We start from the raw sequence: 18,221 nt of genomic DNA, 5'->3' as shown, positions 1-18,221 counted from the left end.
ACAAACGGCGCCCTTCAGCCCTGCTGGAAAAGCTCCGCGGGCAGCGGCTTGAGCAGTGCGTACAGATCGTCGGTGATCGGCCGGTCCCAGGCGGCGATGGTGACGAGGACGCCGTCGCTGCGGTCGAACTGCACGCAGGAGATGCGGCTTTCGGAGAGCTTGAGGCGGCGCACGATCAGGAGGTTGTCGCCCTGCATCACCGGCATGTCCTCGGTGGTGACGACGGTGACCTCCTCGTCGTTCTCCAGCGCGAGCAGCAGCTGGGCCACCTCGAAGGGCACCTCGCCGTCGGCCGTCTCGCGGGCCGGGGAGCCCTCGGGCAGATTGCCGATGATCATCGCGGGGCCGCGGCCGCCGAAGAGGTCGTAGCGCAGGAAGACACCCTGGCAGCTGCCGTCGGGTGCGGGCAGCAGGCCCGCGCCGAGGTTGCCGGGCCAGTCACCGGGGTCCATGGCCAGGACATCGAAGTCCGGGCCCGCGGGAGTGGCGGAGCTGCGGCGGCGGAGGAAGGACATGCGCCAATGGTACGTGGCCCGCGGTGTTTGTCGGCGCGGGGGCGGCGCGGTTCGGCAGCAGCCAAGCGGAGGGCGCGATACCGCTCCGTCGGAGGTCAGCGCCCCGTAAGGGGCGCGGCGCAGATCCATCACCGCCCATCCAGTGGAGTGCCCAGCGCAGCTGAGAGACCAGCATGGTCGGTCCCCACCTTCCGGTAAACGGCGGACAGCAGCCGGACGACGGCAGGCTCGTCGGTGTGCAGCTCCGCGGCGATCCGGGCGACCGGCTCGCCGCGGACGGTGAGCGTGGCGGCGGTGCGCTCGCGCGCGGTGAGTGTGTCCGTCTCGGTGCTGTGCAGGAGCCGGGGACGCAGGCCCGCGGCCGCGAGCTCGTCGCGGGCCCGCTCGACCAGGCCGTCGGCCCCGCACTGGACGGCCGCGTCGAGCCCTCGGTAGAGCGGCTCCGCGGCCTCCTTGGGGCGTCCGGCGCGGCGCAGTTCACCGCCCAGGCCCACCAGCGCGCAGGCCAGTTCGTACGCAGCGGGAGAGCGCTCCAGATGACCGACCGCTTCCTCCAGGAGCTTGACGCGCGCCGAGCCCGATGAGACCTCGGCGCTGATCCGCAGCGCCTGCCCGACCGCCGAGGCGGTGGCGAATCCGCGGGCCCGCCGGGTCGCCTCGTGTGCGGTGGCGAGCGCGCGCTCGGGTGCGTCATCGGCCTCGGCGAGCGCGAGGTGCAGCTGCCAGGGGCACCAGGCGGGGTTGCGCATGCCGCGCGGGTCGAGGCGGCGGCCCGCCGCGGCGAGTTCGGCGGCCGCGTCCTTGGTGAGCCCGCGCGCGAGGAGCAGTTCGCCGTGCACGGCCTGCGCGTCGGGGAAGACGACGGCCGCGGGGAACGGCGCGCCGAAGGAGTACTGCTCGGCGGTCCGCGTCGCCTCGACGACCCGGCCGCGGGCCAGCAGGGTCTCGATGAGGATGCCCACCGCGTACCAGTGGGCGGGGGTGCCGGGACCCACCCGCCCGGCGATCCGAAGGCCGGCGCGCACGAAGTCCTCGGCCTCTGCGAGACGCCCGCGCCGGAAGCGTATGTACGCGAGCAGGGTGTACGCGAAGGACAGATGGGCGCCGCGCCAGCCCTGCCGCTCGAAGTCGGCGATCCCTGCGGCGAATAGCTCCTCGGCGCGGCCAGGACGGTCGGCGTACAGGAAGGTGAGGGCGACCAGGACGGGGACCTCGAAGCCGCGGTCCTTCTCCGCCCAGCCGAGCCCGCCGACCAGGGCCCGCTCGGCGTGCCGCACCGCGGTCCCCGCGGGTTCGGCGCGCAGCGTGGCGTCCCAGGCGCGGAGCCCGATGATGTACCGCTCGGTGAGGTCGCGGCCCGGCAGCCGGTCGGCGAGCCGGGCAAGGCGCCGGGAGCGGGCGGGCGAGTCGGGTTCGTCGGCGCGGAAGGCGTCCCACATGAACTGCTCGGCCTGCATCCGGATCCGTACCCGTGGGTCGGTGGTGAGGCGGATCTCGCGGGCGAGGGTGCCGGAGGCCTCGTCGAGCCGGTCGGAGTGGGCGAGGACCTGGGAGAGGCGGTAGACGATGCCGTGGCGCAGGGCGGGGTCAGTGATGGGTTCTTCGAGGGCGGCCCGCAGATGGTTGACGGTCGTCGCCGGCTCGGTGAGCAGCGAGGCGCAGCCCAGTTCGTAGAGGACGGCGGCACGGTCCTCCCAGGGCGGTGGTTCGCGCAGCGCGCGGGCGAGATAGCGGCGGGCCGCGTCGGGCGCCCCCGCCCGGACGGTCTCACCGGCGGCGGCCCGCAGTTGCTGTACGACCCAGGTGTCGCCGTCGGGGTGGACCTCCAGGAGATGGCGGGCGGCGGCGGACGCGCCGAACCCGGCGTTGACGACGGACCAGGCGGCCTGGCCGTGCAGGGCGACGCGCACCCCGCAGGGGATGGCGCGGTAGACGGCGGTGGCGATCAGCGGGTGCACGAACTCGAGCCGGTCGGCGCCGGTCAGGACGCGGGCGCGGCGCAGCCGGTCGGCGCAGTCGGCGCCCTCCCGCTCGCCGATGCCCGCGACGGCGGCGGCGAGCGCAGGGGAGATCTCGGTGCCGAGTACGGCGCAGGCCCAGGCGAACCGGACGGTGGAGGTGCCCAGGCGTTCCAGGCGGGCGACGAGACCGCTGCCCTTGACGGCGGCCGCGAGGTCGCGCAGCAGATGTGCCGCGGCCTCGTCGGGGATCAGGCCGCGGTCGCGCACCTTCGCGGTCAACTCCACCGCCTCGAACGGGTTGCCCGCGGTGACCGCCCAGCACTCGCGGCAGAATGCGTCGTCGGCGCGGGCGCCGAGCGCGTCGCGGACAAGGCGGGCGACGGCGACGGCGCTGAGCGGTTCGAGGCCGATGGGCCGCTGCCCGGCCCGCCCGGGCAGCCCTCTGAACTCCTCGGCGTGGGCGGGCAGTTCCTCGGGCCGGTAGGCGACGATCAGCAGCAGCGGCAGCGCCTCGGCGCGGGGTGCGAAGGCGGCGAGCCAGCTCAGCGACTCGGTGTCGGCCCAGTGCGCGTCGTCGACGACCACCACCAACGGGGCTCGCTGCACGGCGAGATAGGTGAGCACCCAGTCGAGCCCGTCGCGCAGGCCCTGCGGGTCGGGTGGCGCGCCGTCCGACGGTGCGCAGAGCCCGAGAGCGGGACCGACGATGGCGTACCAACTGCCCAGTGCCGCGCGCAGTTCCGCGTCCGGGACCGGGGCGAGCAGCGGCTGCACCAGCTGGCGTGCCACGTGGAAGGCGACGCGCTGCTCCTGGTCGCTGCCGCGCGCGGACGCCACCGTGCACCCTTTGCCCGCCGCGCGCCGGCGCGCCTCGGCGAGGAGGGAGGTCTTGCCGAGGCCTGCGCGCCCCGCGAAGGAGATCAGTGCGCCGCGCCGCCGGTCCGGGGGTTCCACGCCGTCGCGCGGCAGCCCGCACAGCTCGCTCAACGCCTCGTCGAGTGCGGCCAGTTCGCTCTCGCGCTCGAAGAGGATCCGCTTGCCGTGACTGAAGTGCTGCACCATGGGACACCCCCCGCCACGGTGGTGCGCCGGGCGCTTACCGCGGCGCACGCCTTGGCCTTCAGGCACTTCACACTACGCCCGCGCGGGTCGCCGGGAGCCGATTCGCCGACAGCGGTGCGGTTGGCTAACGTCGCCTCTTCGCGGACAAGCGGACGCGCGGACGAAGGGAACCTCACGTGACGGTCGGCGCCGAACGCGTACTCAATTACTGGCACGGCGGGCTGAGCGAGATCCCCGACGAGGTGTGGCGGCACCCGTCCCTGGAGGTCCTGCTCCTGCCCGACAACGCGCTCACGCGGCTGCCCGCGCGGATCGGCACCCTGACCGCGCTGCACACCCTGGACCTCGGCCACAACCGGCTCGCCTCGGTACCGCCCGAGCTGGGCGACCTGACGGGCCTGAGCCGCTTTCTCTACCTCCACGACAACGACCTCGCCTCGCTGCCGGAGTCACTGGGCGGGCTGACGCGGCTGAGGTATCTGAACGTGGGCGAGAACCGGCTCACCGAGCTGCCGGACTCGCTGGGTTCGCTCACCGCCCTGCTGGAACTACGCGCCCAGCACAACCACCTGACCGCACTGCCCGCGTCCCTCGGCCGCCTCACGGCCCTGCGTGAGCTGTGGCTGCGCGGCAACCGTCTCGGCGCGCTCCCCGCCACGTTCCGCCACCTGCGCCAGTTGCGCGAACTGGAGCTGCGCGAGAACGAGTTCACCGCCGTACCGGACGCACTGCGCGACCTGCCGCTGCTGCGCAGAGTCGACCTGCGCGCCAACCGGCTGCGGGAGCTGCCGCACTGGATCGCGGAGCTGCCCGCCCTGGAGAAGCTGGACCTGCGCTGGAACGACGTCCAGGTGCCGGACGAACTCCTGCGGAGGCTGGAGGGGCGGGGCTGTGTCGTGCTGGGATGAGCGCCCCGCACGCTCTCATCCCATCCCTCTCACCCCGCCCCGCTCACTCCTCTTCGCTGACCGGCACCACGGCCACCGCACCCTCCGCGTGCAACAGCACCGCGTTGGTCACCGAGCCGACAAGGCGGCCGGCCAGCATCCGCCGGTGATGCCGTCCCACCACCACGAGTTCCGCGTTCAGCGACGCCTCCACCAGGAGCCCGGCCGCGTCACCCGGCAGGACGAGCAGCTCGACGCTCACCTTCGGATGGCGCTCCTTGAAGGGCGCGAGCCGGACGTCCGCGCGTTCCGTGTGATCGGCCGCGGCCGCCGCGTCCGCGCTCGCCGAGGTCACGAAGTCGCCGGTGGCGGTGTAGACGAGGGTGGGCGATGCGTAGGCGCAGATGATGCGCAGCGGAAGGCCCCGCATCTGCGCTTCGGCGAAGGCGAAGCCGATGGTGCCGTCGTCCGGGGTCAGCGCGTCGAGGCCGAGCACCACGTACCTCTCCTCATCCGCCGACGGCTCCTCCCCCGGCCGCACGACCACGACGGGGCACGCCGCCTCGCGCGCGCAGGCCAGGCCGTTCGAGCCGAGCAGCAGGCTCCTGAACCCGCCACGCCCCCGCGACCCCAGGACAAGGACCTGCGCCCCGTCGCCGAGCTTTGGAATGTCCTTGCCCGGCGAGCCGTCCACGATCTCGAACGTCAGCGGGGGCAGGTCCGCCCGCCCCTCCAGGAGCCCGCGCGTACGGTCGATGACCGGGTCGGCGTCGTGGCGGTGGTCGATGGTCGGCATGCGCGGCCCGTCGGCCAGCGGCAGCGCGTACTGCCGCACATGCACGATCCTCAGCGGTGCACGGCGCAGCCGCGCGGCGGTCAGCGCCCACTCCAGGGCGTGATCGCTGCCGGCTGATCCGTCCACGGCGACGACAACAGGCTGGACGGTGGCATCGCCGTTCACGGCGTCGCTCATGGCTTCCTCGTCTCCGGCGCAAGGCCAAGGTCGACCGGCTCCGCTCCCGGGCCCGGACCCGCGCGGCGGCGGGTCCGGGGGCAGAGTCCAAAGTCACCAGGTCAGCACGGCCTGCGGCGCGGTCGGCCGCGACAGCCGGAGACGAGGGCGCACAACGCCCGTACGGCCTACGTCGGATCGGCGGCCTACGTCAGATCGAACTGGCCCTCGCGCGCGCCGTGCACGAAGGCACCCCACTCCGCCGGGGTGAAGATCAGGGACGGGCTCTCGGGCCGGCCCGCGTTGCGCATCGCGATGAACCCTTCGACAAAGGCGATCTCCACGTCTCCCCGCCCCTCGCTGCTCGATCGCCAGTCCGCGGTGCTGAGGTCGAGCTCCGGCTTGTCCCAGCCTGCGAGCGGATGCTGCTGAATGGTGCCTTCGGCCACGTCCGTGCTCCTCCCGATGCGTCGTCCGCCCGCCAGCCTAGCTTTCGGTTCCTGCGCCGGACAGGCCGCGGAAGGAGGACGAACGCCTGCCCGGCATGACGGAGCGCTCAGGTCGTGGGCGGCTCCGCGCCGACCAGCCACATGGAGAAGAACTGCGCGCCGCCGCCGTAGGCGTGCCCGAGCGCCCTGCGGGCCCCGTCGATCTGGTGCTCGCCGGCCTGGCCGCGCACCTGAAGTGCCGCTTCGGCGAAGCGGATCATGCCGGAGGCGCCGATGGGATTGGTGGACAGGACACCGCCCGACATGTTGACGGGGAGGTCCCCGTCGAGTTCCGTGACGCCCGCCTCGGTGAGCTTCCAGCCCTCGCCCTCATCGGCGAAGCCGAGGTTCTCCAGCCACATCGGCTCGTACCAGGAGAACGGCACGTACATCTCGACGGCGTCGATGTCGCGCCGCGGGTCGCTGATGCCCGCCTGCCGGTAGACGTCGGCCGCGCAGTCCTTGCCCGCCTGCGGGGACACGAAGTCCTTGCCCGCGAAGAGCGTCGGTTCGCTGCGCATGGCGCCGCCGTGCATCCAGGCGGGCGGCCTGGGTGAACGGGCCGCGCCCGCACGGTCGGTGAGGATCATCGCGCAGGCGCCGTCGGACGACGGGCAGGTCTCCGAGTAGCGGATCGGGTCCCACAGCATGGGCGACGCCTGGACCTTCTCCAGGGTGATGTCCTGCTCGTGCAGGTGGGCGTAGGGGTTCTTCAGGGCGTTGCGGCGGTCCTTGTAGGCGACGAGCGAGCCGACCGTGTCGGGGGCGCCGGTGCGCCGCATGTACGCGCGTACATGCGGGGCGAAGAAGCCGCCGGCGCCCGCCAGGAGCGGCTGCTGGAAGGGGATGGGCAGGGAGAGGCCCCACATCGCGTTGGATTCGGACTGTTTCTCGAAGGCGAGGGTCAGTACGGTGCCGTGGACGCGGCCCGCGACGAGGTTCGCGGCGACGAGCGCGGTGGACCCGCCGACCGATCCGGCGGTGTGCACGCGCAGCATCGGCTTGCCGACCGCGCCGAGGGCGTCAGCCAGGTACAGCTCCGGCATCATCACGCCCTCGAAGAAGTCGGGCGCCTTGCCGATGACGACGGCGTCGATGTCCGCCCAGGTCAACTCGGCGTCCTTCAGGGCTTCTTTGGCCGCTTCCCGGACGAGGCCCGCGATGGAGACGTCCCTCCGCGCCGCGACATGCTTGGTCTGGCCGATCCCGACGACGGCCACGGGCTCCTTGTTCATCGGGCGTCTCCTTCGAGGACGGCGACCAGGTTCTGCTGCAGGCAGGGGCCGGACGTGGCGTGGGCGAGCGCGCGTTCCGATGCGCCACGGTGGATGCGGGCGGCCGCCTCGCCGAGCCGGATCAGGCCTGCGGCCATCACGGGGTTGGCGGCGAGCGCGCCGCCGGACGGGTTGACCGCGACGTCGTCGCCGAGCCTCAGCGCCTTGCGCAGGACGACTTCCTGCGCGGTGAACGGAGCGTGCAACTCGGCGGTGTCGACGGGCCGTTCAAAGGCTCCGGCCCGCTCGGCGGCGAGCCGGCTGGACGGCGAGTCGGTGAGGTCGCGCACACCGAGGCTGTGCGCCTCGATCCGGTGGTCGATCCCGCGGATCCACGCGGGCCGCTCGCACAGCTCGCGGGCCCGGTCCCCCGCGGCGAGGATCACGGCTGCGGCGCCGTCACCGATCGGCGGGCAGTCACCCGTGCGGAGGGGACGTACGACGTAGTCACCCTGAGGCACCGAACCACTCAGCTGCGCACGGGAGTTGGCGGACGCATCCCGGCGGCTGCGGGATGCCACCCCGGCGAGCGCGGGCTCGTCGGTGTCGCCCGCGTCGATCAGGGCCTGCGCCTGGAGGGCGGCGAGCGCGACCGCGTCGGGCCACAGCGGGGCCACGTAGTACGGGTCGAGCTGCCGGGTCAGCACGTCGCGCACCGATCCGGGGGACGACTTGCCGTACGCGTACACGAGCGCGGTGTCGGCCTCGCCGGTGAGCAGCTTCGTCCACGCCTCGTACAGCGCCCACGCGCCATCCATCTCGACATGAGACTCGGAGATCGGCGGCCAGGCACCGACCCCGTCAAGGGCCATGGTGAAGGAGAAGGCGCGTCCCGCGAGATAGTCCGACGAGCCCGAGCAGGTGAAGCCGATGTCGCTGGTCTTCAGGCCGGTGGCGTCGAGGACCTGGTGCAGGACCGGCATGAGCATCTCCACCTCGGAGAGCTCGTCGGAGGAACGCCGGTGATCGGTCTGCCCGAAGGCGACGATGGCGATGTCGCGGGCGGGCCGCATGGCGGACGGCATCTACACCAGCTCCTTGTACGTGTCGTAGTCGGCGTCCGGCTCACCGGTGGGCCGGTAGTGATCGGGGAAGCGGCCGCCGTCGCTCCACACGGGCTCGACGCGCAGGCCCATCCGCACCTGGTCGTACGGAATCCCCGCGATGCGCGCGTGCAGGGCGAGATCGGCGCCGTCGAGCGCGATGTGCGCGTAGACATAGGGCACTTCGATGGCGTCGTTCATTGCGTTCTTCGCCTTGATGTTGACAATGCAGTACGTCGTGACGGTGCCGCGCGGCCCGACCTCGACCGCCTCCGTCGTGGCGACGCCGCAGGTGGGGCAGGCGCCCCGGGGCGGGACGTAGACCTTGTGGCAGGAGGGGCAGCGTTCGCCGACGACCTTCCGGTCGGCGAGGGCGCCCAGGTAGTCGCTCTGGGCGCGGCCTGGCGAGTAGGTGTAGTCGAGGCGTGCGGGCGCGACGATCCCGGTGACGGGATCGCCGAACACCCCGTCGTGCGGGGCACTTTCGGCGCCGCCCGATTCCCCTTCGTACGCCTCGAAGCAGGCGATGTCGGTGATGGCACCGCTCCGTTCGGCGGCCCACCGGATCCGCACGCGCATGCCGGTCGTCACCGCGTCCGGTCCTGGCGCGTCCAGGGCGTGCAGGAGGCCGGTGTCGGCGCCGTCGAGCTTCACCAGGACCCAGGCGAAGGGCGTTTCGAGTGGCTGGCCGCGACGGGGCTCGTGGTTCCAGGCCCAGGTGGTGACGGTGCCGGTCGACGAGACCTCCACCAGGTCGCGTATCTCCTCGGCGGTGACGGGGTCGTACTCGACGGGCGGCACGAGCGTCCGCCCGTCACCGGCCTTCACTCCGAGTACGGTCCGCTCACGCAGCCCGGTCAGAAAGGCACTCTGCACGGGCCCGAGAGAGCGCGTGAACGGAAACTCGACGACGAGAGGGGCGCGCAGGACCTCGGGCGAGGGGGCGGATGCCATCAGCGGAACTCCATTTCTCAGGGTGACGATGAGACGGGCGCGGCGGGAGCGCCCCGTCAGGGGCGCGGGGCTGTGACATGTGCGGCTCCGCCGCGTGGGCGCGACCAGCCACGACGGACCCGCAGACAAAGAGCGACCTAGGCCCGCCGAAACACCGGGTCCCGCTTCTCCGCAAAGGCTCTGGAGCCCTCCTTCGCATCAGCGGTGTCAAAGATCGGCCACCCCCGCTTCAACTCCGCCGCAAGGCCGTCCGCCTCGGACATCTCCGCGGTCTCGTACACCGAAGCCTTGATCGCCTCGACGGCGAGCGGCCCGCACGCGTTGATCCGCTCGGCGATGACGAGGGCCTCCTCCAGCGCGGTGCCGTCCGGCACGACATGGCCGATGAGTCCGACGTCCGCGGCCTCCCGCGCCGAGTAGGGACGCCCCGTGAGCAACATCTCCAGCGCATGCGTACGCGGAATCTGCCGCGGAAGCCGAACCGTCGAGCCACCGATCGGGAAAAGACCACGCCTGACCTCGAAGAGCCCGAACGTGGCGGACTCGCCCGCGAGGCGGATATCCGTGCCCTGCAGGATCTCCGTGCCGCCGGCGACGCAGTGGCCCTCGACCGCCGCGATGACGGGTTTGCGGGGCCGGTGGTGGCGCAGCATCGCCTTCCAGTGCAGATCGGGGTCGGCCTTCAGCCGGTCCCGGTACTGCTCGCCCTCCATCCCCTTGCCCGCGAGGGCCTTGAGGTCCATGCCCGCGCAGAACGCGCCGCCCGCGCCGGTGAGCACGATCGAGCGGATCGCGTCGTCCTCGTCGGCGGCCACCCACCCGTCATAGAGGCCTACCAGCATCGGCAGCGAGAGCGCGTTCTTCGCCTCGGGCCGGTTGAGCGTGAGTACCAGTGTGGCGCCTTCGCGCTGCACAGCGAGATGTTCCGTCCCACCCATAGCCGTGCTCCCTCTCCTCGACGGACCGCAGTCCTCTTCGGACCTGGAACAGGTTGCAGTAGCCGGGGAGCCAGTTCAATAGTTTTCTGACAGTCAGTCAGATTTCTTGTACGGGGACCCTTCCCAGTTGTGGGCGCCTCTGCTCTGATGACCGCCAGAAGCCAGAAGAGATGGCGCCGGGGTCAGGAGGAGCGGTGGAGTACAACCTTGCCGACCTGTTCGAGTCGGTCGTCGACGTGGTCCCCGACCGCGAGGCGCTCGTGTACATCGATCACCCCGGCACGGGGGCGGAACGCAGGCTGACGTACGCCGAGCTCGACGCCGCCGCGAACCGCATCGCCCACCATCTGATCGACAGCGGCATCAAGCCGGGCGAACATCTGGGGCTCCATCTCTACAACGGGATCGAGTACCTTCAGACGGTGCTCGCCTGCCTCAAGGCGCGGGTCGTGCCGGTCAACGTCAACTACCGCTATGTGGAAGAGGAGTTGGTCTACCTCTACCGCGACGCGGATCTCGCGGCGCTCGTCTTCGACGGGGAGTTCACCGCTCGGGTGGCGGCCGCACTGCCGAGGACGGAGAAGCTGCGGCATCTGGTGCGGGTGGGGACCCCGCCCGCCGGGGCTCCCTCGCTCGACGCGGTGCCGTACGCGCAGGCGGAGGCGGCCGGCTCACCGGAGCGGGGCTTCCCGGGGGAGCGTTCGCCCGACGACCTGTTCATCATCTACACCGGCGGCACGACCGGCATGCCCAAGGGCGTGATGTGGCGCCAGGAGGACCTGTTCTTCTCGGGGCTCGGCGGCGGCGCGCCCACCGGTGAGCCGGTCGGGCGCCCCGAAGAGGTGGCCGAGCGGGTCGCCGCCGGCGGCGACGGGATCACCTTCTTCCCCACTCCCCCGCTGATGCACGGCACATCCACCCTGACGGCGTTCATCTGCTTCAACTTCGGCCAACGCCTCGTCATCCACCGCAAGTTCGCGCCCGAGGAAGTCCTGCGCACGATCGAGCGGGAGAAGGTCACCAGCATGTCGCTGGTGGGCGACGCGATGCTGCGGCCGCTGATAGACGCGCTGAACGGGCCCTGCAAGGGCACGGACCTCTCGGCCATGTTCAGTGTGTCGTCGTCCGGCGCGATCATGTCGGAGACGGTGCGAGCCCAGTTCGCCGCCCTCGCCCCGAACGTGATGCTCCTGAACAACTTCGGCTCCTCCGAGTCCGGCTTCAACGGCACGGCGACGGACGACTCGGGCCCCGACAAGGGGTTCCGGCTGCGGGTCAACGCCCGTACGCAGGTGGTGGATCCGGCGACATACGACCCGGTGCCGGTCGGCGAACCGGGACGCATCGCCCAGCGCGGCCATGTACCGCTCGGCTACTACAACGACCCCAAGAAGACCGCCGAGACCTTCTTCCAGCGGGGCGACGAGCGGTGGGTACTGCTCGGCGACATGGCGACCGTCGACGACGAGGGCATCGTCACCGTCCTCGGCCGGGGCTCGCAGTGCATCAACACCGGCGGCGAGAAGGTGTATCCGGAGGAGGTCGAGCAGGCGCTGAAGTCCCATCCGGACGTGTACGACGCACTGGTCGCCGGGGTGCCCGACGAGCGCTGGGGCAACCGTGTCGCCGCGGTCGTCCAACTACGCGACGGCGCAGCCGCGTTGGACCTCGAATCCGTACAGACCCACTGCCGCACCCGCCTCGCCGGCTACAAGATCCCCCGAGCGGTGGTCTTCACCGACCGCATCCAGCGCTCCCCCAGCGGCAAGGCGGACTACCGGTGGGCGAAGGCTGTGGCGGCGGGCGGCTGAGCCACATGAACGCCCGCGCGGTATCGCCCGCCCAGTAGCCTTCGGCCATGCCCGATCCCTCCTCCTTCGCCGTCCCCACCCGCTTCGACGGCGCCCGTGACCGCGTCGCCGTCATCGTTCCGGGCGTCGGCTACTCGCCCGCAAGGCCGCTGCTGCACTTCGCCCGTGGCGTGCTGCTCCAGCACGGCTGGACGGTTCAGGAGCTGTGGTGGCAGATCCCTGACGGCTTCCGGCAGTTCACCCTGGACGAGCGGATCGCGTGGGTGGAGCGGCAGGTCACCGGGGCCGTCGACGCCGAGGAAGGGGCCTGTCGTCTCGTCGTCGGCAAGTCCCTCGGCTCACTCGCCTGTGGCGTCGCCGCCGACCGGAACCTCGCGGCCGCCTGGCTCACCCCGCTCCTGACGTACGACCAGGTGGCCCGCTCGCTCCGGCGGGCCAAGGCGCCGACTCTCCTTGTCGGCGGGAGCGCCGACGCGCTGTGGGACGCCCAGGTCGCCGAGTCGCTGCACCACGACGTCCTGGAGATCCCCTCGGCGGATCACGCCCTGGAGCTCGCGGAGGACACCGTGGGATCCGTCGACGTACTGCGGCAGGTCGTCGCACGGTTGCACCGCTTCATCGGCTCGCTCGACCACTGAGCGGTCTGCCGGGCCGGTCCCGACGGCCGCGGGCCGGCGCGTGGGTCTTGCGGAGAGAACACCGCGCTTTGAGGGGCGACTTGAGCGCCCTCGGCGGGAGCCGCCGCGGCCTCCGATTGAGGCGTGCGCACCGTCAAGCGCCCCTGATCACGCCTTGGCAACCCCGGCGGAGCGGACCAGGATCTTCAGGGCAGGCCGCCGCCCGCAGCCACCCTTGCGGCACACCCACCGACTCCGCCCATTTCCTTGCTCGTTGAGCCCGCTGGATTCGTATCGGCCGTGTATGCACCGGTCCCAGGCGATAAGGAAGTGTCCGATGAGTACTCCTCCGCGCGACCTCCCCCAACAACGGGACGACCGCCGCGACCTCGGCCCGCGCAAGGGGCCACGTCACGTCGCCTTCATAGTGGACGGAAACCGCCGTTGGGCGCAGGCCCATGGCCGCCCCGTCGAGCAGGGCCACCGGGAGGGCGCGGACAACGTCTGCCGGGCCGTTCGCTGGTGTGAGGCCGTTGGCATAGAGACCACCACATGGTGGCTGCTCTCGACGGACAACCTCCGTCGCGCTGCGGCTGAGCTCCACGAACTCCTGGACATCATCTCCGAACTGACCGACCGTCTGGCGGCGGCCGGGCACTGGAGAATGCGTCACCTCGGGGATCCCCGGCTGCTCCCCAGCTCTCTGGCAGCCTCGCTGCGCGAGGCGGAGACCAGCACCTGTCGCAATCAGGGCCCTCAGATCAACTTCGCAGTCGGCTACAGCGGCCGAGAGGACATCCTCGCCGCGGCGCGCATGCTGGCCCACCAGGCGGTCAAGTCCGCCGGCTTCACCGTGTCCGAGAGGTCATTCGCCCAGGCCCTGTCCACCAGCGGGTTGCCCGACCCGGACCTGGTGATCCGCACCTCCGGCGAACAACGTCTCTCCGGGTTCATGCTCTGGCAGGCAGCCCTCTCCGAACTCTATTTCTGCCCCGTCCTGTGGCCCGACTTCACCCAGTCCGATCTCCACTGCGCCCTGGCCTTCTACGGCGCCCGTCAGCGGCGTTTCGGAAAGTAGAGCAGGAAGGAACTGCAGCATGCCCCCTCAGATGCCCCTTCTGTTCCCTGACCTCAGGACGACTGACCCCAAGACGACTGACTCCCGGACGACGGACGACATCTCCGGTTCCTTTCGGCCCCTGAAACCCTGGATTCTCTCCCACCTGGGAAAGGGACGCGAGACATACCCCGCTCACCCGCAGACCGAGCAACTGGAGTCCGCCATTCTCTCCTGGGCGGCGAACCTTGGACTGAGCAAGGTCCATGTCGAGATAGCGGCCCAGGCAACCCCCGGGCACCTGGTGGGCCTTTTCGCCCCACATGCCCCCTGGAATGTGCTGCTCGCGCTGGCCAAGCTGCAGATGATCCTGTTCTGGCTGAACACCGTCGACCTCGGCGGTGATCAGCCGGTCGGTCATCTCATGGAACCCGTGAGGGAAACCTTGGAGACGGGGCATGTGCCGTCCGACGGGCCTGACATCCTGAGGCCGCTGGCCAGTCTGCGCGACGACATCGTCGCGGCGGACGGAGCCGCGCTGATCCCCGGCTTCACAGACCTGCTGCTGGGATTCCTGCATGAGTACACGGCTCGGCAGGCGTGGGAGAACGGGGAACCCCTCCCGAGCCTGGACCGGTACTTGAGGCACCGGACGCGCACGGCGGGGATCGTCCTCGGCATGTGGGTACAGAGGCTTCAGCCCGGCCTCGTCGGGCCGGGGAAGGCCCTTCCCGAACCACTGCTTCACCTCATGAAGCAGGGAAGTCTCCTCGTCGGTCTCGACAACGACCTGCACAGTTGCCACGTGGGGGCCGAATCGGGAGAAAGGCTCAGCCTCATCGGCGTCATCTGCCAGGAATACGGAATTCCCGTGGACATGGCCTTCTCCTGCTCGCTCACCCTCAACGCGGCCATGCGCTACGAGAACGCCAACGCCGCTGCCTCGATCTGCTCGGACGCCTCCCTGCCGGAGGAAGTCAGGAGGCACGCCCAGGCGATCTTCTACTGGGTCGACCCCGTCTACACATGGTCATTGGAGACGCCCCGCTACGGGCTGCAGAGCACCGAATCCGGTCACTAGACCACGGAGTGGAAAATGGCGAGCCTGCGTTCGGTCCCCATCGCGCCCAAGGCGCTGCCCCTCGTCGGCCATCTGATTCCGCTGCTGCGGAACCCGCTGGAGTTCATCAACTCCCTGCCCACCCACGGAGAACTCGTCCGCATCCGGCTCGGCCCCTTCACCCTGGTGATGATCTGCGATCCAGAACTGACCCGGCATGCCTTGGTCGATGACCGCGTCTTCGACAAAGGCGGCCCGATCTTCGACCGCGTACGGGAAGTTGTGGGTGATGACGGTCTTGCCAGCTGTCCGCACGGCGCGCACCGGCGGCTGCGCCGGCTGGCCCAGCCCGCCTTCCGCCCGGAACGGTTCCCCGGCTACACAAAGGCCATGAGCGCCTGCGTCGAGGAGGTGACCGGTTCCTGGCATGCCGGACAGGTCCTGGACGTGCCCACCGAAATGATGACGATCACATCCAAGATCACGGCCGCCACCCTGTTCTCCGGTGCGCTGCCCCCCGGCGAACTCGGCCCGGTCCTCAACGACGTAAAGACCTTCTTCGACGGCTTCTACCAGCGCATGTTCATGGTCCCCCCGCTGGACCGGCTCCCCACCTCGGGCAACCGCTCCCACGTGCGCGCACGCACCCGCCTGCGCGACGCCTTCGACCAGATCATCGCCCAGCGCCGCGCCGAGGGCGTCGACCACGACGACTTGCTCTCGGCTCTGATCGCGGCCCATGACCCCGAAGACGACAGTCCCCGCATGACCGACGCGGAGATCAGCGACACGATCGTCACCTTCTTCCTCGCCGGTACGGAGACCACGGCCGCCCTGCTGGCGTGGGCCCTCGACCTGCTGGCCCGGCACCCCCAGATGGCGCGGCGGCTGCACGCCGAGGTCGATGCCGTCCTGGACGGAGCCACGGCCACCCACGCCGACCTGCCGCGCCTGGAACTGACGCACCGCATCGTCACCGAAACCCTCCGGCTCCGACCGCCGGGCTGGATCTTCACTCGCACCGTCACCGCCGACACCCGCCTGGGCGGGCACCTGCTGCCCGCCGGGAGCTGCGTCGCCTACAGCCCCTACCTCATCCACCACCGGCCGGACCTCTACGACAACTCCGAAACCTTCGACCCCGACCGCTGGGACCCCAAGCGCCCTCAGCCGCCCCGCCACGCCCTCCTCCCCTTCGCCGCCGGCGCCCGCAAATGCATCGGCGACGACTTCGCGGTGACCGAGGCCGTCCTCGCCCTCGCGACCATCACCGCCCGATGGCGCCTGGCACACCTGCCAGGACAACAACAGGTCCGCCCCGCCCTGGGGTTGGCATTGCGGCCCGGCAGGCTGCACATGCAGGCAGAGCCCCGCACTGACACTCATTCAGGTGTCGTGCCAACTGCCGTCTAAGCCCCGCAGACGGACCGAAGCGCCCGCTCCAAGGCGACGGTGTGCAGCGCGTCGAGCCGGCGGTCGTGCCGTACATGCACGGCCGCCGCGGTCAGCAGTCCGCCGCAGTAGGGGGCCATGCGCGCGGACGGCGAGGCGGCGACGGCGCGGACGAGTTCGCCGTTCACCCGGTTGATCTCCTTGCGGACCTCCGCGAGGTCCGGCCGCTCGGTCGGCGCCTGGGACGGGTCCGCGTCCCACCGGTGGTGCAGCGCGCGCTGCACCACCTTGTTCGCCTCGATCTGGTCGCGGAAGATCCGCACCATCACCTCGGGGTCCGCACCCACCTCCCGCGCCTGCCGCGCGACGTCGTCGAGGACCTGCTTCTCGCGGGCCGGGTCGTCGATGGGGCTGTCCGTGCCGTACTTGGCGGCGGCGACGAGGTCGGCGGTGGCCAAACGCTGGGCGGAGAGATCGGCGAGCGGATGGAGCAGGTCGTACGGCGTGCCGTGCGCGACGGCGGTCCGCTGAACGGAAGCGGCCGGTGCGGCAGCGGCCTGCCCGGCGCCGGCTCCTCCGAGGAGTACGGCCGCGAGAGCTCCGGCGGTCAGGAATCGGACTGCGGACGAGGTGCGCTGCACGGGATGTCCCCCTGGAGATGGCCGTGTTGATCGTGCCGGATCGCCGCCATCGTACGACCCCGCGGCGCGCACGGCAGGGCCCTCGGCCCTCGCGCGCAGCTGCCCCCGGCAAAAGCCGTACACGCAGCTCACACCGTGGGCAGGGCGACGCGGGAAGCCGTCGTGTGCGATCTCTTGACGGCCGCCCCCACGACTGGATTACTGAGCTCGACAGAAGATCCACGACCGAATGATCGGTCGCCCGTTTGGGACGGGAGAAACTCCATATGACGGCCATGCTGGACGCGGCGGAGCGCCTCGGGCGCGAGGAGCTCGAGGCGCTGCAGCTGGAGCGCCTGCAGGACACCTTGCTGCACGCGTACGAGAACGTGCCCTTCTACCGGGCGGCGTTCGACAAGGCGGGGCTCCGCCCCGACGACTGCCGTACGCTCGCCGACCTGGCCCGCTTCCCGTTCACGGCCAAGGCCGATCTGCGCGACAACTACCCCTTCGGAATGTTCGCGGTGGAGCAGTCCGAGGTGCGGCGCCTGCACGCGTCGAGCGGCACCACGGGCCGGGCGACGGTCGTCGGCTACACCGAGCAGGACCTGTCGATGTGGGCGGACGTCGTGGCCCGCTCGATCCGCGCGGCGGGCGGCCGACCCGGGCACAAGGTCCATGTGGCGTACGGCTACGGCCTGTTCACCGGCGGTCTCGGCGCGCACTACGGCGCGGAGCGGCTCGGCTGCACGGTGATTCCCGCCTCCGGCGGCATGACGGCACGTCAGGTCCAGCTGATCCAGGACTTCCGTCCCGAGATCATCATGGTGACGCCGTCGTACATGCTGACGCTCCTGGAGGAGTTCGAACGCCAGGGCGTCGACCCTCGTACGACCTCCCTCAAGGTCGGCATCTTCGGCGCCGAGCCGTGGACGGAGGAGATGCGGCGCGAGATCGAGGAGCGGTTCGCGATCGACGCGGTCGACATATACGGGCTCTCCGAGGTCATCGGCCCCGGTGTCGCCCAGGAGTGCGTGGAGACCAAGGACGGCCTGCACATCTGGGAGGACCACTTCTACCCGGAGGTGGTGGACCCGATCACCGGCGAGGTCCTTCCGGACGGCGAGCGCGGCGAGCTGGTCTTCACGTCCCTCACCAAGGAGGCCATGCCCGTCATCCGCTACCGCACCAGGGATCTGACCCGCCTGCTCCCCGGCACGGCACGGAACTTCCGCCGCATGGAGAAGGTCACGGGCCGCACGGACGACATGGTGATCCTGCGCGGGGTGAACCTCTTCCCCACTCAGATCGAGGAGATCGTCCTGCGCACACCGGGCGTCGCCCCGCACTTCCAGCTGCGCCTGACCCGCGAAGGCCGGATGGACGCGCTGACGGTCCGGGCGGAGTCCCGCACGGACACGACCCCCGAGCGGCGCGAGGCGGCGGCACGGGAGATCGCGTCGGCGGTGAAGGACGGCATCGGCGTCTCGGTGACGGTCGAGATCGTCGATCCGGAGACGATCGAACGGTCGGTGGGCAAGTTCAAGCGGATCGTGGATCTGCGCGGGGAGGCCTAGCCAGCACTTCCGC

Annotated in this window: 16 protein-coding genes; 7 read left to right on the top strand and 9 right to left on the bottom strand. The window is 70.9% G+C overall.

From position 1 onward, the window contains the following. Positions 1-14 precede the first annotated feature (14 nt). Positions 15-515, bottom strand: coding sequence for a hypothetical protein (locus tag AB0O76_RS06795; protein ID WP_365486180.1), 501 nt, complete (start codon positions 513-515; stop codon positions 15-17). A gap of 128 nt (positions 516-643) precedes the next feature. Next, the gene (locus tag AB0O76_RS06790; protein WP_365486178.1) at positions 644-3,538 is read right to left on the bottom strand and encodes an AAA family ATPase; all 2,895 of its coding nucleotides are present in this window, start codon (positions 3,536-3,538) and stop codon (positions 644-646) included. Positions 3,539-3,714: 176 nt separating this feature from the next. On the opposite strand from AB0O76_RS06790, the gene AB0O76_RS06785 reads away from it, so the two are divergent. Then, complete coding sequence (locus tag AB0O76_RS06785; protein ID WP_365486176.1) at positions 3,715-4,446, top strand: leucine-rich repeat domain-containing protein; 732 nt, start codon at positions 3,715-3,717, stop codon at positions 4,444-4,446. A 43-nt stretch (positions 4,447-4,489) separates the two neighbouring features. Here the strand turns inward: AB0O76_RS06785 and AB0O76_RS06780 are convergent, their stop codons facing one another. From AB0O76_RS06780 to AB0O76_RS06755, 6 genes are all read right to left on the bottom strand, one after another. Then, positions 4,490-5,398, bottom strand: a complete 909-nt coding sequence (locus AB0O76_RS06780) for a universal stress protein (protein ID WP_365486174.1) — start codon at positions 5,396-5,398, stop codon at positions 4,490-4,492. Positions 5,399-5,583: 185 nt separating this feature from the next. Then, entirely contained in the window at positions 5,584-5,826 is a 243-nt protein-coding gene (locus tag AB0O76_RS06775; RefSeq protein WP_363272805.1) for a DUF397 domain-containing protein, read from the bottom strand. 107 nt (positions 5,827-5,933) lie between these two features. After that, on the bottom strand, positions 5,934-7,100 hold the full coding sequence (locus AB0O76_RS06770) for a thiolase domain-containing protein (protein WP_365486172.1): 1,167 nt from the start codon (positions 7,098-7,100) through the stop codon (positions 5,934-5,936). After that, positions 7,097-8,164, bottom strand: coding sequence for a thiolase domain-containing protein (locus AB0O76_RS06765; protein ID WP_365486170.1), 1,068 nt, complete (start codon positions 8,162-8,164; stop codon positions 7,097-7,099). The genes AB0O76_RS06770 and AB0O76_RS06765 overlap by 4 nt, the downstream gene beginning before the upstream one ends. Continuing rightward, positions 8,165-9,136 (bottom strand): OB-fold domain-containing protein, encoded by a 972-nt coding sequence (locus AB0O76_RS06760; protein ID WP_365486168.1) that lies wholly within the window; start codon positions 9,134-9,136, stop codon positions 8,165-8,167. A gap of 137 nt (positions 9,137-9,273) precedes the next feature. Next, positions 9,274-10,074: a crotonase/enoyl-CoA hydratase family protein gene (locus AB0O76_RS06755; RefSeq protein ID WP_365486166.1), complete on the bottom strand. Its 801-nt coding sequence runs from the start codon at positions 10,072-10,074 to the stop codon at positions 9,274-9,276. Positions 10,075-10,268: 194 nt separating this feature from the next. On the opposite strand from AB0O76_RS06755, the gene AB0O76_RS06750 reads away from it, so the two are divergent. The 5 genes from AB0O76_RS06750 (at position 10,269) to AB0O76_RS06730 (ending at position 16,032) form a co-directional block, all read left to right on the top strand. Next, a complete protein-coding gene (locus tag AB0O76_RS06750) occupies positions 10,269-11,885 on the top strand; it encodes an acyl-CoA synthetase (protein WP_365486164.1) in 1,617 nt (538 codons plus the stop codon). A gap of 47 nt (positions 11,886-11,932) precedes the next feature. After that, the gene (locus AB0O76_RS06745; RefSeq protein ID WP_365486162.1) at positions 11,933-12,523 is read left to right on the top strand and encodes an alpha/beta hydrolase; all 591 of its coding nucleotides are present in this window, start codon (positions 11,933-11,935) and stop codon (positions 12,521-12,523) included. Positions 12,524-12,839: 316 nt separating this feature from the next. Further along, a complete protein-coding gene (uppS, locus tag AB0O76_RS06740) occupies positions 12,840-13,580 on the top strand; it encodes a polyprenyl diphosphate synthase (RefSeq protein WP_365486160.1) in 741 nt (246 codons plus the stop codon). Between the two features lie 19 nt (positions 13,581-13,599). Further along, entirely contained in the window at positions 13,600-14,640 is a 1,041-nt protein-coding gene (locus AB0O76_RS06735) for a terpene synthase family protein (RefSeq protein WP_365486158.1), read from the top strand. 15 nt (positions 14,641-14,655) lie between these two features. Next, positions 14,656-16,032 (top strand): cytochrome P450, encoded by a 1,377-nt coding sequence (locus AB0O76_RS06730; protein WP_365486156.1) that lies wholly within the window; start codon positions 14,656-14,658, stop codon positions 16,030-16,032. Here AB0O76_RS06730 and AB0O76_RS06725 read toward each other — a convergent pair. Beyond that, the gene (locus AB0O76_RS06725; protein ID WP_365486154.1) at positions 16,029-16,652 is read right to left on the bottom strand and encodes a chorismate mutase; all 624 of its coding nucleotides are present in this window, start codon (positions 16,650-16,652) and stop codon (positions 16,029-16,031) included. The two genes, AB0O76_RS06730 and AB0O76_RS06725, sit on opposite strands and share 4 nt — an antisense overlap. Before the next feature lie 266 nt (positions 16,653-16,918). Here AB0O76_RS06725 and paaK point away from each other — a divergent pair, with 266 nt between their 5' ends. Next, positions 16,919-18,208 (top strand): phenylacetate--CoA ligase PaaK, encoded by a 1,290-nt coding sequence (paaK, locus tag AB0O76_RS06720; protein ID WP_365486152.1) that lies wholly within the window; start codon positions 16,919-16,921, stop codon positions 18,206-18,208. Positions 18,209-18,221: the final 13 nt, after the last annotated feature.

This window comes from Streptomyces sp. NPDC086554, from assembly GCF_040686095.1.
In the GTDB taxonomy this organism is placed as follows: domain Bacteria; phylum Actinomycetota; class Actinomycetes; order Streptomycetales; family Streptomycetaceae; genus Streptomyces.
The sequence above is the reverse complement of the archived record's forward strand: the minus strand, read 5'-3'. Positions and strand labels throughout refer to the sequence as shown.